At 73.3% G+C, this 13823-nt stretch carries 11 protein-coding genes; 8 read left to right on the plus strand and 3 right to left on the minus strand.

Annotated features, from left to right (window positions below; all coding sequences use genetic code 11):
- Positions 1–9 precede the first annotated feature (9 nt).
- Together EXE57_RS12895 and EXE57_RS12900 are read right to left on the minus strand one after the other, a co-directional pair.
- Positions 10–675 (minus strand): fasciclin domain-containing protein, encoded by a 666-nt coding sequence (locus EXE57_RS12895; RefSeq protein WP_135078111.1) that lies wholly within the window; start codon positions 673–675, stop codon positions 10–12.
- Between the two features lie 173 nt (positions 676–848).
- A complete protein-coding gene (locus EXE57_RS12900; protein ID WP_135078113.1) occupies positions 849–2363 on the minus strand; it encodes a molybdopterin-dependent oxidoreductase in 1515 nt (504 codons plus the stop codon).
- A 58-nt stretch (positions 2364–2421) separates the two neighbouring features.
- Here EXE57_RS12900 and EXE57_RS12905 point away from each other — a divergent pair, with 58 nt between their 5' ends.
- The 4 genes from EXE57_RS12905 to EXE57_RS12920 all read left to right on the plus strand — a co-directional run bounded on the left by EXE57_RS12905 (position 2422) and on the right by EXE57_RS12920 (position 7292).
- Positions 2422–3183 carry an enoyl-CoA hydratase-related protein gene (locus tag EXE57_RS12905; protein ID WP_135078115.1) on the plus strand — a complete coding sequence of 254 codons (762 nt, stop codon included), beginning with the start codon at positions 2422–2424 and terminating at the stop codon, positions 3181–3183.
- Positions 3184–3229: 46 nt separating this feature from the next.
- Positions 3230–3754 carry a SigE family RNA polymerase sigma factor gene (locus EXE57_RS12910; protein ID WP_135078117.1) on the plus strand — a complete coding sequence of 175 codons (525 nt, stop codon included), beginning with the start codon at positions 3230–3232 and terminating at the stop codon, positions 3752–3754.
- Entirely contained in the window at positions 3751–5037 is a 1287-nt protein-coding gene (locus EXE57_RS12915) for a hypothetical protein (protein WP_135078119.1), read from the plus strand. The genes EXE57_RS12910 and EXE57_RS12915 overlap by 4 nt, the downstream gene beginning before the upstream one ends.
- A gap of 86 nt (positions 5038–5123) precedes the next feature.
- Positions 5124–7292: a HelD family protein gene (locus tag EXE57_RS12920; protein ID WP_135078121.1), complete on the plus strand. Its 2169-nt coding sequence runs from the start codon at positions 5124–5126 to the stop codon at positions 7290–7292.
- Here EXE57_RS12920 and EXE57_RS12925 read toward each other — a convergent pair.
- On the minus strand, positions 7255–8211 hold the full coding sequence (locus tag EXE57_RS12925) for a DMT family transporter (protein WP_208542845.1): 957 nt from the start codon (positions 8209–8211) through the stop codon (positions 7255–7257). The genes EXE57_RS12920 and EXE57_RS12925 overlap by 38 nt on opposite strands.
- Positions 8212–8309: 98 nt before the next feature.
- Between EXE57_RS12925 and EXE57_RS12930 the strand changes: the two genes are divergently transcribed.
- The 4 genes from EXE57_RS12930 (at position 8310) to EXE57_RS12945 (ending at position 13823) form a co-directional block, all read left to right on the plus strand.
- Positions 8310–10208, plus strand: a complete 1899-nt coding sequence (locus EXE57_RS12930; protein ID WP_135078123.1) for an anthranilate synthase family protein — start codon at positions 8310–8312, stop codon at positions 10206–10208.
- 73 nt (positions 10209–10281) lie between these two features.
- Positions 10282–11991: a sulfatase-like hydrolase/transferase gene (locus EXE57_RS12935; RefSeq protein WP_135078125.1), complete on the plus strand. Its 1710-nt coding sequence runs from the start codon at positions 10282–10284 to the stop codon at positions 11989–11991.
- 15 nt (positions 11992–12006) lie between these two features.
- Positions 12007–12585, plus strand: a complete 579-nt coding sequence (locus EXE57_RS12940) for an anthranilate synthase component II (RefSeq protein ID WP_244246825.1) — start codon at positions 12007–12009, stop codon at positions 12583–12585.
- Positions 12582–13823 (plus strand): anthranilate synthase component I family protein, encoded by a 1242-nt coding sequence (locus tag EXE57_RS12945; RefSeq protein ID WP_135078126.1) that lies wholly within the window; start codon positions 12582–12584, stop codon positions 13821–13823. The genes EXE57_RS12940 and EXE57_RS12945 overlap by 4 nt, the downstream gene beginning before the upstream one ends.

The raw sequence follows: 13823 nt of genomic DNA on the forward strand, positions 1-13823 counted from the left end.
AAGGAAAGATCAGGGCATCATGACGGTGTCGATGATGTAGACCGTCGCGTTGGCGGTCTGGACGCCGCCGCAGAGCACGGTGGCCTTCTCGTCGCCGATGGTGGCCTCCTCGCCCGAGCCGTTGATGGTGAGCATGTCACCGTTCAGCGTCTCGAACTCGCCCGACAGCTGGTCGGGGGAGATCTGCTGCGGGACCACGTGGTGCGTGAGCACCTGGGTCAGCGTCTCCTTGTCCTTCAGGAGCGCGTCGAGGTCCTTCTTCGGGATCGGCTCGAAGGCCGCGTTCGCCGGGGCGAACACGGTGAGCTCCTCGGCGGAGTTCAGCGGGTCGACCAGGTCGGCCGCGGTGACCGCGGAGACCAGCGTGGACAGCAGCGGGTTGGCGCTGGCGGCCGAGGCGACCGGCGCGGTGGCCATGCCCTCGACCGAGCCGTCACCGGAGGTCGGGACCTCGGCACAGGCCGGCCCGTAGAGGTTCGCGGCGGGGTCCATCTCGCCCGAGTCGGACTCCTCCTCCATCGGGGTCTCCTCCTCCTCCATGGGAGTCTCCGAGGAGGTGTCGGTCCCGGTGGCGTCGGCGGGCTCGTCGTCGCCGCCGCAGGCAGCCAGACCGGCAGACATCGTGAGAGCCGCGAGGGCCAGACCGCTGGTGCGGAGTACGGTGGTGCGCTTCATAGCTGCATACCTTCCATTGGTGGTTGAACACTGGGTGTTCGGTGCTGTGCGGAGTCCGGATTGCCGGTTCTCCACATTTCTTCCGGGCCGTTGCCCGGGGGTCGAGCTGGGCGGTCGGGGGCGGGGCCTCGAGGCTCGGCGACGTGCGCGACCTCGGTGAGGCACCGGTCAGGTCACCCGACGCGGACGATGATCTGCTGGTAGCCGCTGGAGCCCTCGGGGAAGGGCATCGCACGGGCGGGTGACTGCACCTCGCCCTCCTGGCTCACGGCCCGGACGGTGAGGGTGTGCTGGCCGGACTCGGCCTCCCACGGCAGGTACCACTGGCGCCAGTAGTCGACCCCGGCCGAGGGGCCGAGCTCGGCGGTCTGCCAGTCGCCGCCGTCGACCTGGACCTCGACCTTGCCGATGCCGCGGTCCTGGGCCCACGCGACGCCGCCGATGAACGTCTTGCCGGAGCCGATCTCCTCGAAGGACTTCGGGGTGTCGATCCGGCTGGAGATCTTGATCGGGGCGTCGATCGCCCAGTCGCGCTCGGTCCAGTACGCCTCCTGCTCGTCGTACGTCGTGAGCGTCATGCGGGTCAGCCACTTGCACGCGCTGACGAAGCCGTAGAGGCCGGGCACGACCATCCGCACGGGGAAGCCGTGCTCGCGCGGGAGCGCCGCCCCGTTCATGCCGACCGCGATCATCGCGTCGCGGCCGTCGGTCGCGACGTCCAGCGGGGTGCTGATCGTCATGCCGTCCACGTCGGTGGACAGGATCTGGTCGGCGCTGCCGCCGACACCGGCGCGGTCGAGCAGGTCGGTGAGCCGGACTCCGAGCCAGCGGGCCCCACCCACGTACGGGCCGCCGACGTCGTTGGAGACGCAGGTCAGGGTGATGTCGCGCTCGATCAGGTCCATGTCGAGCAGGTCCTGGAAGGTGAGGGTGAGCTCCTCCTCGACGTCGCCGTCGATGACCAGCGTGTAGTCCTCGATGCCCTGCGTCGGCAGGCTGAGGCGGGTGTCGATCCGGTAGAAGTCGCTGGTGGGCGTGCGGAAGGACGCGATGCCGGGGTACTTCTCCTCCAGGCCCCGCGGGAACGCCGGCGCCGGGTCGGTGGCCTTCGGCAGCGTGACGTCGCTCGGGTCGGCACGCAGGCCGGTGACGAGTCGGCCGACCCCGCCCATCGCCGCCGCAGCCACGGCGAGTGCACCGGTGGCGATCAGCACCCCGCGACGGCTGGGCCCGGGTGCGTCGGACTCCACCTCGCGGTCGGCGGCGGACGCGGCATGGGTGAGCCACCACAGCGCGCCGACGCCGGTGAGGGCGGTGGCGAGGGCGGGGACGGCGTCCAGGGGGCCGGCGCCCGGGCGCAGCACGGCGGCGGCGGCGGCCACGACGACCAGCAGCAGGAGGACGCTCGCGCCGAGCCAGAAGCGTCGACGAGCGAGGATGCCCCCGATCGCGGCGAGCACCGCGGCCCCGGCCATGACCGAGCCGACCAGGATCGGCTTGTCGGCGGTGCCGAACTGCGCCACCGCCCACTCCTTGACAGGGGTGGGGGTGAGGTCGATGACGGTCGAACCGACCGCGAGGACGGGGGACGACGCGGGGTCGATGAGGGAGGCCACGAGGTGGCCCGCGGCCATCCCCACCAGCGTGGCGAGGATGCCGAACCCGGCGTACGTCAGTCGCTGCTTCATACGGGGCATTCGGAGCGGACGTGTCGAGGGATGGGTCGCCGTCGGGCACGATGAGGCCATGACCGAGCTCGTGCACCTCGACGTGACCCCCCTCGACGGCGGTGGGCTGGCCACCATCACGCTGGACTCGCCGCACAACCGCAACGCGCTCAGCCGGCAGCTCGTCAGCGAGCTCTTCGGTCACCTGCGGGCTGCGGCGGTCGACCCCGGGGTGAAGGTGGTGCTGCTGCGCTCGGCCGACCGGGTCTTCTGCTCCGGTGCCGACCTGTCCGAGGCGACCGCCGACGGCATGGAGGAGGGCGCCCTGCGGATCGTGGAGCTGCAGCGGCTCATCGCGACCATGCCCAAGCCCGTCGTGACCGAGGTCCTCGGCGCGGTCCGCGCCGGCGGGATCGGGATCGTGGCGGCCAGTGACGTGGCGCTGGTCGCCGAGGACGCGACCTTCGCGCTGACCGAGGTCAAGCTCGGCCTCGCCGCGGCGATCATCAGCCTCACCGTCCACCACCGGATGTCACCCCGCGCCGCGTCGCTCACCACGCTCGGTGGCGAGGTGTTCAGCGGCGCCGAGGCGGCGGCGTACGGGCTGGTGACCCGGGCGGTGCCGGCGGCGGACCTGGACGCCGAGGTCGGTCGTGCCTGCGCGAGCCTCGCGACCGGGGCGGCGCAGGGGCTGCGCGAGTCCAAGGCGATCCTCAACCGCGACCTCGTGGCGGCCATCGACGCCCGGGGCGAGGAGCTCGCCGCGCTCAGCGCCCGGCTGTTCGCGAGCGAGGAGGCACGCGAGGCGATGACCGCGTTCCTGGAGCGGAAGAAGAAGTAGCCCGGAGCGGGCAACCTTCCGCAGCCTCCGACCGGTCCTCGGGGGCATGACCACCATGACCGTCTCGGGGAGGGCGCACGTGGGGAGCCCGGCGTTCGAGGAGTTCGTGGCCGCCCGCTCCTCGCGGCTGCTGCGCACGGCCTACCTGCTCACCCACGACCACTCCCTGGCCGAGGACCTGCTGCAGACCGCGCTCACCAAGGCGTACCTCGCCTGGGAGCGGATCGAGGGCGACCCCGAGCCGTACGTCCGGCGGATCCTGGTCAACACCTTCTCGTCGTGGTGGCGCCGCAAGTGGAACGGTGAGCAGCCCACCGACGAGCTGCCCGAGACCGGCCACCACGACGACCGGGCCGGGGAGTCCGGGGACCTCTGGGACGCGCTCGGCCGGCTGCCCCGCCGGCAGCGGGCCGTCGTCGTGCTCCGCTACTTCGAGGACCTCAGCGAGGCCCAGACCGCCGAGCTGCTCGCGATCTCGGTCGGCACCGTCAAGAGCCAGACCAGCAAGGCGCTCGCCAAGCTCCGGATCGACCCGTCCCTGGTCGACGCAGAAGGGGGACCCACCCGATGAACACGCTCCAGGACCTCCGCGCCACGCTCGACGCCCACGCCGGCGCCGTCCACGACGACCCCGTCTCCGCCCGGGTCGCCGCCGTCCGCGGCCGCGCCCGGCGCGTACGCCGGCAGCGGGCCGGCGCGGTCGTCGCCGGTGCCGTCGCGGTGGTCGTCGGCATCGTCTCTGTCCCGATGCTCGTCGACACGACGCCGCCCGTGCCGGCCGAGCGGCTGCTCGCCGGGCACGTCGCGCCGGCCGAGCTCACCTCGCTGGGCTACACCTACCAGTTCGTGGAGGGTGTCGAGAGTGGCGACGGGAATCGGGCCTCGCTCCGGCTGCTGCGTGCCGACGGCCCCCGGCTGATCACCTGGGCCTCCGACGCGGAGCAGGTGCTCGTCGACACGCCCTACGACCGGACCAGGTCGGACCGGACCGAGTTCGACGACTTCGCGATCGTCGACGGGGCGGAGAGCGGGCGCTGGTCGGTCCGCGCCCGTGGCGAGGACGTGGGGCTCGCCGTCTACGAGCTGACCGACGACCTGCCGCCCGGTGCGGAGCAGGACGGGGTGTTCTTCCGGGAGCAGGTCGACAGCGAACAGCTCGTCGAGGCGGCCTTCAGCGAGGTCGGCGACACCGAGCTGATCTTCCGCACCACCCTGCCGGAGGGGGACCTGCGCCTGGCCGACTTCTGCTCGGGGGTGCCCGAGGACCTCTGGATCAACCTGTCGATCAACGGTGACGGGGGGAGCGCGAGCTCTGGCTGCGACGAGGCTCGCTTCGACGCCGCCGTCGGGTCAGCCACGTTCCTCGACGAGGGTGACGCCGGGGCACCCGGCGAGACGGTGGACGTCCGGGTCTGGCTGACGCGGCGCAGCCTGGGTGACGAGGCTGTCGACGAGGCCCCCGGAGCCCGACTGGCCCTGGGGCTCTACGCCCGGGGCGAGCCCGCTGCCCAGGTGGCCGGGTGGGACATGCAGCCCGTCGTGGAGCACGAGGGACACCGGTGGCAGTTCGTGGAGACGGCCACGTCCTCCTCGGGGGAGGACCGGCTCGCCTACCGCAACGAGGGTGGCGGGAACCTGCTGGTCGTCGGCTCCTTCAGCAGGATCGGGCGCGGCAGCCTCGAGCTCGTCACGCCGGACGGCGGTTTCGAGCGGACCTCGGGCGGGCTCGGGGGGTCCGACATCCGGGAGCTGCTGCAGCCCGGGGACACGGTCACGATGCGGGTGCGCACCCGGGGCGCTCCCGTCCCATCCGGCGCCGAGTTCGGACTCGCGGTCTACGAGCGGCTCGACTGAATCGGGGAATGCTGCGGACCGTGTCCGGACCACCTTGTAGGCTTGTCGACTTGCCGGATCAGGCCCACGGGGACAGGGACAAGCACGTGACCGATGACCTCGCCCAGCGCGAGATCGCAGATGAGCAGGAGTTCGTGGACCGCGTCCACGTCCAGCTGCGCCACTCCGCCGAGGCCGCCCAGGCCCTGGCCCGCGAGGGCCACGGCCGCGGGCGGCTCGGCCACGAGGGCGGGCTGGTCGAGCGGGACGCCATGGTCTTCCAGGCTGCGCGCAGGATCGCCCAGCTCGACGCCGCCCACGAGGGGCTGGTCTTCGGCCGGCTCGACCTGCGCCCCGAGCGCGACCCCGAGCCGCGCTACATCGGCAGGATCGGGCTGCGCGACGAGCAGCGCGACTCGCTGCTGATCGACTGGCGTGCCCCGGCTGCCGCCGTCTTCTACCAGGCGACCGCGGCCACCCCGCAGGACGTCGTACGCCGTCGGGTGCTGCGCTGCAGCGGCCCCACCGTGCTCGGGGTCGAGGACGAGCTGCTCGACGACAGCGTCGAGACCGACCTGCCGATCGTCGGCGAGGGCGCGCTCATGGCGCAGCTCTCCCGCGCCCGCGACCGGTCGATGCACTCCATCGTCGCCACCATCCAGGCCGAGCAGGACAAGGCGATCCGCGCGCCGGGCAAGGGCGTGGTCTCGATCTCCGGCGGTCCGGGGACGGGCAAGACCGTGGTCGCGCTGCACCGCGCTGCGTTCCTCCTCTACAACGACCGGCGCCGCTACGAGAGCGGCGGCGTGCTCGTCGTCGGCCCGAGCGGGGTCTTCATGCGCTACATCGAGCGGGTGCTGCCCTCGCTCGGCGAGACCGCCGTCGCGCTGCGCTCGCTCGGCGAGGTCGTGGACGGCCTCCGGGCCACCCGCCACGACGACCCGGCGGTCGCCGACCTGAAGGGGTCGGCCCGGATGGCCGAGCTGATGCGCCGCGTCGCCCGCCAGCAGGCGCCCGGCACCCCGCAGGAGTTCCGCGTGTTCTGGCGCGACGACGTGATCCACCTCGACCGGGCCGTGCTCGGCCGGCTGCGCCGCCAGCTGATGTCCCACGGCCAGCGCAACCGCCAGCTCCCCCGCGTCGCCAGCACCCTCCTCGACGCGATGTGGCGCCAGGTCCGCGGCGAGCGCGGTCGTGAGCGGGGCCGCGAGGCGTTCGAGGACGAGATGCTCTCCCGCCAGGACTTCGTCGACTTCGCCGTCCAGTGGTGGCCGCCACTGGCGGCGACCGACGTGTTCGGCTGGCTGCGCGAGCCCGAGATGCTCAGCCGGGTCGCGGAGGGCGTGCTCACGCCCGAGGAGCAGCGGATCCTCAGCAAGGCGTGGAGCGGCGACGGGTCGCTGGCGGTCGAGGACGTGCCGCTCGTCGACGAGCTGCGCTACGCGCTCGGCGACATCCCCGCCCGCCACGAGGACCACCACGAGCTCGACGACCACGTGGGTGCCGACCTCCAGGAGCTGACCACCGCCTCCGACCGCGAGTACGCCCCCCGGGGCCGCTCGTGGTCGCCGCCGAGCCACCGGATCGAGGACGACGGCTACGCCCACGTCCTCGTCGACGAGGCCCAGGACCTCACCCCGATGCAGTGGCGGATGGTGGGCCGTCGCGGACGAGCCGCGACCTGGACGATCGTCGGTGACCCCGCCCAGTCGTCCTGGCCGGTCCCGGCCGAGGCGGCCGAGGCCCGCGCCGCCGTGCTCGAGGGCAAGCAGCAGCACGACTTCCACCTGTCGACCAACTACCGCAACTCCTCGGAGATCTACGCCCACGCCGCCGCCTACGCAGAGCGGGTCGGCCTCGACGCCGACCTGCCGACCGCGGTGCGGTCGACCGGCGTCGAGCCCCGCGTCGTCACCGACGTGACCGACCTCGAGCAGGCCACCCGCGAGGCGGTCTCGGCGATCGCGGAGGAGGTGGCCGGCACCGTCGGCATCGTCGTGCCGGTCGCCCGGCGCTCCGACGTCAACGCCTGGCTGGCCTCCTGGCCCGAGCACGCCGAGGACGCCGCCGGCGCTCGTGCCGCCGTCGACTCCTCGGTCTCGCCCTCGGGCGAGGACCGGATCGTCGTGCTCACCGGCCTCGACACCAAGGGTCTGGAGTTCGACGGGATCGTGGTGGTGCGCCCGCAGGAGATCGAGGACGAGTCCGCCACGGGACGGGCGACCCTCTACGTCGTGCTCACCCGGGCGACGCAGCTGTTGACGACGGTGGGCTGACGACCGGCCCGGCCGCCGCGGCGGGCCGCCCGAGCCCCGCCACGCCGGCGAGGACCAGCACCACCCCGAGCGCCCCGACGACGCCGATCGGCTCCTGCAGCACGACCGCCGCTGCCAGCGTCGCCGTCACCGGCTCCACGAGGGTGGCCGTCACCGCGGTGCTCGCGGGGGTCACGCGCAGCGCCGAGTAGAGCAGCACGTACGCGACCACCAGCGTGAACACCCCGAGGTACACCAGCCACGCCCACACCGCCGGGTCGCGGCTGGTCACGGACCCGTCGACCAGGAGCAGGGTCGGCGTCACCACGACCACCCCGACCATCGCCATCCCGCCGGTGAGCACCAGGGGTGAGGCGCTGCGGCTGATCCGGCCCCCGGCCAGGGTGGTGGTGAGGGCGAAGGTCGTCGCGGAGGCCGCCGCCAACACCACCCCGGCGACGGGACGGGGGCCGGTGCCGGCCGCGCCGGCCACGACGCTCACCAGCACCAGCCCGGTCAGCGCGGTGACGAGGACCGCTGCGCGGGCCGGGGTCGGGGGCCGACGGGACCGCACGGCGTCGGTGACCGTGAGCAGCACCGGGGCGAGCCCGATGCCCACCACCGTCGCGACGGCGACGCCCGCCATCGGGACCGCGAGGAAGAAGAAGGCCTGGATCCCGGCGGTCCCGGTCCCCACCGCCAGCAGCCGCCACGGGTGACGACGTCCCAGCGCGACCAGCTCGTGTCCGCGGCGCAGCGCCGCGAGCACCAGCAGCACGACGACCGCGCCGATCAGGGCCCGCCAGAAGATGACCGCCAGCGGGGAGATCGGGTCGTGCTCGCGCAGCAGCTGCATCGCCAGCCCGCCGGTGCCCCACAGGACGCCGGCGCACACGACCTCGACCAGGCCGCGCCGCTGGGCCTGGTGGGAGTGGTGCACGCTCCGGAGTGTGCCAGCGCCGAGCCGCCGCGTGTGCCTGAGACCGGCGCCGGTGCCGGTCTCGGGCACACGCCGCGTCGATCCGTAGGCTGCACCCCATGCCGAACACCACGTCCGCCCGGGAAGCCATCGCGGCCCTGCGGGAGCACGAGGCGTGGGCGATCATCCGGCGCTCGACGCGGGCGGGTGACCGCGACACGGTCGGTCTGGTCGGCGGTCGCCGGACCGTGGTCGAGTCGCTGCTCGACGTACCCCTCGAGACGGGGGTGCCCGAGGCCGGCCACATCGCCGACCGGCTGCTCGCGGTCCCGTTCCGCCAGGTCCGCGAGCGCGGCTTCGAGGCCCACGACGACGGCACCCCCCTCGTGGTCGTGGAGGTCGACTCCGAGAAGGAGTTCTCGGTCGCGGAGGTGGTGGCCGCGATCGACGAGGTCGACGTCGTGCTGGCCGACGCGGGCGGCTTCGAGACCGACGACGAGGAGTACGGCCGCACGGTCGCGCGGATCATCGAGGACGAGATCGGGCAGGGCGAGGGTGCCAACCTGGTCGTCGGGCGCCACTACCGCGCCACGGTGGCCGACTGGGGGCCCGACCGCGCGCTGACGGTGTTCCGGCGGCTGCTCGAGCAGGAGCGGGGCGCGTACTGGACCTACGTCTTCTTCACCGGTGACCGCTACCTGATCGGCGCCAGCCCGGAGCGTCACGTCTCCATCCACGACGGCGACGTGCGGATGAACCCGATCAGCGGCACCTTCCGGATCCCCCGGGAGGGCGACGTGCGCGGGCCGCTCCTCGACTTCCTCCACGACCAGAAGGAGATCTACGAGCTCTTCATGGTCGTCGACGAGGAGCTGAAGATGATGTGCGACATCTGCAGCGAGGGCGGGCAGGTGCTGGGACCGTTCCTCAAGCCGATGAGCCGCCTGGTCCACACCGAGTACCTCCTCGCCGGCCGGACGACCCGTGACCCGCGCGAGGTGCTGCGCGACACGATGTACGCCGCCACGGTCACCGGCTCGCCCGTCGAGAACGCCTGCCGGTTGATCAAGCAGTACGAGTCGACCGGCCGCGGCTACTACGGAGCGGCCCTGGCGCTGCTCGGACGCGACCCCGAGGGGGGCCGGATGGTGGACTCCCCGATCGTGATCCGGACCGCCGACGTCGACCTCGACGGCCGGCTCACGGTGACGGCCGGCGCGACGCTGGTGCGCGACTCCGACGCGGCGTACGAGGTGGCCGAGACCCACGCGAAGGCGGGCGGGATCCTCAGCGCGTTCGGCCTGGTGCCGCCCGCGCCGGTCCCGTCGGTCGACCTCGCCGAGCTGGTCAGCGACGAGGACGTGCTGCTGGCGCTGAACGCCCGCAACCGGCGGCTCAGCAGCTTCTGGCTGACCGACCAGGCGGGCTCCCCGCCCGACCCGTCGCTGCGCGGGCGACACGTCGTGGTGCTCGACGGCGAGGACGACTTCGTCAACATGCTGCGCCACGTGCTCGGTGTGCTGGGCATGACCACGGAGGTGGTGCGCCACGAGGCGTACGAGCCCGGACGGCTCGACGAGGCCGACCTGGTCGTCGTCGGCCCGGGCCCGGGCGACCCGCGCGACGGGGACGACCCCAAGATGGCCACGCTGCGGTCGGCGGTCGACCGGCTGCTCGAGCGGGAGCAGCCGTTCCTCGCGGTCTGCCTCGGCCACCAGGCGCTCTGCCACCGGCTCGGGCTCGAGCTCGGCTACAAGGACATCGTCTTCCAGGGCACGCAGTCGCCGGTGGGGATCGGTGGGCGGACCGAGCGGGTCGGCTTCTACAACACCTTCGTCGCCCGCGTCTCCGGCCCGCTCCCCGACGGGGTGGAGGTCGAGGCCGACGAGGCGACCGGTGACGTCCACCTGGTGCGCGGCCCCCACTACCGGGGCATCCAGTTCCACGCCGAGTCGATCCTCACCGAGCGCGGCTACGACCTGATCCACGACCTGGTCCGGGATCTCATCGGCCGCTGAGGCAACCTCCGGCCCCGGTGCCGCGTCTACTCCTGTGACAGGGGAGACACGGACCGGGGGAACGATGCGGATCGTGGCGCGCGCCGCGGTGGCGGTGCTGGTGACGGCACTCGTCGCAGGGTGCGGTGCGCGCCGCGAGCCCGTCGAGGCGGATCCACAGCCGCGGACCCCGGTCGTCGACGGCCACCGGCTCCAGCCGCGCGCCACCAGTGCTCCGGCCGCGCCCGCCGGGCCTGCCAGCGTGGTGCTCGTGCTCGTCGACGACCTCTCGACCGAGCTGCTGCAGACCATGGACGAGGCCGGCGAGATGGCGCGCGCCGGCGCCTCGTACGAGAACTCCTTCGTCGTCGACTCGCTGTGCTGCGTCTCGCGCTCCAGCCTGCTCACGGGCCAGTACCCCCACCAGACGGGGGTGCTCACCAACACCGCCAACACCCCCAACGCGTTCGGTCCGCTCGGGGGCTGGGAGGCCTTCGCCGCCTACGGCAACGCCTCCCGGAGCGTCAACCTCCAGCTCCGGGAGGCGGGCTGGACGACCGGCTTCGTCGGCAAGTTCCTCAACGAGTACGACTACAGCCCCGGCGGCGAGCTGCCGCTCGTGCCGCCCGGCTGGTCGGACTGGCAGCCGGTCTTCGGCAACGCCTACGACGGCTGGGACTTCGACCTGCTGCACGCCGACGCGGACGGGGTCCGTGTGGAGCACGTGGACGCTCCGCCGGCAGAGGCGAGCGACGCCGCCAAGGACGCCGCGTACGCCGGCACGGTGATCGCCGACCGCGCGGTCGACTTCGTGCGCGAGCACCGCGACGACCGGGCGCCGTACTTCCTCACGGTCGCGCCGTACGGCACCCACTCGCGCGTCGGGCCGGACCCCTCCTATCCCGGCGACCCCGGCTTCCCGCCCGCCTTCGGCGACCGGCCCTCGGCCGGCCGGCCGGGCAACTGCGGGCCGGTCGCCTGCGCCTCGCTCGGCGTCGACGACCTGCCGGGCTTCGGCGACCCGCAGGCCGACAACGAGCCCCTCCGCTCCGACGGGACTCCCGCCGCACCCTGGCGTCCGCTCGGCATGACGCCCGACGAGGACAAGGCGGTCGCCGCCCTGCGCGCCCGGGCACAGATGGCCCAGTCGATCGACCGGATGGTCGCGCGGATCCGGGACGAGGTCGGTCCCGACACCTACGTGGTGCTCACCTCCGACAACGGCTTCCACCTCGGCCAGCACGCCCTCGGCCAGGGCAAGGGCACGGCCTTCACCTCCGACGTGCAGGTGCCGTTGCTGGTCACCGGTCCCGGGGTCGCCCCGGGCGCCCGCAGCGAGGTCGTCTCCAACCTCGACCTGGCCGCCACCCTCGAGGACCTCGCCGGCCTGCCGCCGTCGCCGTGGCGGTCGGGCACCTCGCTGCTGCCGACCTTCGGTGACCCCAAGCTCGACCGGCGTCGCTTCGCCTTCGTCGAGCACACCTGGGCGCGCTCCCTCGGCACCGATCCGGACGCGATGTACGCCGGCGGCACCATGGACCTGATCCCGTCCTACCTCGCCGTCCGCAGCCGTACCGGCCTGCTGGTCCGCTACGACCTCGACCCCACCTGGGAGGGGATCGACCACGCCTGGGAGTTCTACGACTACACCCGGGTCGGCTGGGAGCGGACCAACGGCTACGCCGACCCGGCCCACCGGGCTCAGGTCAGGCTGCTCACCGACCGGCTCGCGCGCTTCGAGGCGTGCCAGCGCTTCACCCGCGACGAGGAGGTGCCGGACCACTGCCGGAGGCTGACCCGCTGACAGTAGGTTGAGCCGGTGTCGAGTCGGGGTGTGCCGGACGTCGTGGTCGTGGACCACCACGACTCCTACACGTGGAACCTCGTGCACCTGGTCGCCACCGTGACCGGCGAGCTGCCGGAGGTGGTCCAGCACGACGAGGTCGAGCCCGCCGAGGTGCTGCGCCACTCCCACGTGCTGCTCTCGCCCGGTCCCGGCCGGCCCGACGACCCGGCCGACTTCGCGGTGGGTCGGGAGGTGCTGCTGGCCGCGACCCGGCCGGTGCTGGGCGTCTGCCTGGGCATGCAGGGCCTGGTGACGACGTACGGCGGCACCGTCGGCCGTGACGTGCCCGCCCACGGGGAGGTGGCGCTGGTCGAGCACGACGGCCGCGGCGTGCTCACCGGGCTGCCCCAGGGCTTCCGGGCCGTGCGCTACCACTCGCTGGCCGCGGTCGAGGTCCCGGCCTGCCTCGAGGTGACCGCGCGGGCCGGCGACACCGTGATGGGCGTACGCCACCGCGAGCTGCCGCTCGAGGGCGTGCAGTTCCACCCCGAGTCGATCCTCTCCGAGCACGGCGCGGCGATGGTGCGCAGCTTCCTGGCTGGTGTGCGGTGACCGACCCGTCGTCGTCCTTCCTGGAGGTGGCCGCCCGCCACGCCCGCTGCTTCTGGCTCGACGGCGGTGGGGCGCGCCACTGGTCGGGCCGTCGCTCGATCGTGGGCTGGCTGGACGAGGACGACGTCTCGCTGACCTACGACGCCGCCTCCCGCGAGGTGACCCGGCACGCCGGGGGCGTGGCCGAGGTGGTCGGCGGCGACGTCTTCGAGGTGCTCCGCGACGAGCTCGCCTCCGGCGCCGAGGGTGACCAGTGGTTCGGCTACCTCGGCTACGCCTGCCGTCCCGACCTGCCCGCCCGCACCGGGGGTCCGGTGCCCGACGCGGTGTGGCTGCGGCCGCGCCACGTCCGGCTCTTCGAGCACCCGCCGGCCACCGAGGCCGCCGCTCCGGCCGCGGCACCGCGCCGGGCCGACGCTCCTCCCACCGCCGCCTACGCGGCCGCCTTCGAGCGGGTGCAGGAGCACCTCCACGCCGGCAACTCCTACGAGGTCAACCTGACCCATCGCGACACCCTCACCTCCGACCTCGACCCCGCGTCGGCGTACCTCCGGCTGCGCACGCTCAACCCCGCGCCGTACGCCGGCTTCCTCCAGCACGACGTGCCCGGCGCGCGGGCCTGGCTGCTGAGCTCCAGCCCCGAGCGCTACGCGCTGGTCGCCGCCGACCGCACCATCGAGACCAAGCCGATCAAGGGCACCACGCCCCGTGGGTCCACCCCGGAGGCGGACGCGCACCACCGCGAGCAGCTCGCCACCGATCCCCGATACCGGGCCGAGAACCTGATGATCGTCGACCTGCTGCGCAACGACGTCTCGATGGTCGCCGAGCCGGGCACCGTGGAGGTGCCGACGCTGATGGAGGTCGAGACCTACACCGGCGTGCACCAGCTGGTCAGCACCGTGCGGGGTCGGCTGAGCGAGGGGGTGTCCACGCTCGACGCGCTGCGCGCGCTCTTCCCGGCCGGCTCGATGACCGGGGCACCGAAGCTGCGCACGATGCAGATCGTCGAGGAGGTCGAGACGACGCCGCGCTCGGCGTACTCCGGGGCGTTCGGGTGGATCGCCGCCGACGGGCGGGCCGACCTCGGCGTGGTGATCCGCAGCCTGGTCTCCGCCGGCGACGGCACCTGGACCCTCGGCACCGGCGGCGGGATCACGGTGCACTCCGACGTCGCGAGCGAGTACGCCGAGGCGGCGTGGAAGGCCGACCGGCTGCGCGCGGTGTTCGAGGGGTGA

The organism is Nocardioides euryhalodurans, assembly GCF_004564375.1.
In the GTDB taxonomy this organism is placed as follows: domain Bacteria; phylum Actinomycetota; class Actinomycetes; order Propionibacteriales; family Nocardioidaceae; genus Nocardioides; species Nocardioides euryhalodurans.

Coding starts and splice junctions, on each gene's coding strand:
- EXE57_RS12895 (WP_135078111.1), bottom strand. CDS start 675: ATGAAGCGCACCACCGTACTCCGCACCAGCGGTCTGGCCCTCGCGGCT.
- EXE57_RS12900 (WP_135078113.1), bottom strand. CDS start 2,363: ATGAAGCAGCGACTGACGTACGCCGGGTTCGGCATCCTCGCCACGCTG.
- EXE57_RS12930 (WP_135078123.1), top strand. CDS start 8,310: ATGCCGAACACCACGTCCGCCCGGGAAGCCATCGCGGCCCTGCGGGAG.
- EXE57_RS12915 (WP_135078119.1), top strand. CDS start 3,751: ATGAACACGCTCCAGGACCTCCGCGCCACGCTCGACGCCCACGCCGGC.
- EXE57_RS12905 (WP_135078115.1), top strand. CDS start 2,422: ATGACCGAGCTCGTGCACCTCGACGTGACCCCCCTCGACGGCGGTGGG.
- EXE57_RS12910 (WP_135078117.1), top strand. CDS start 3,230: ATGACCACCATGACCGTCTCGGGGAGGGCGCACGTGGGGAGCCCGGCG.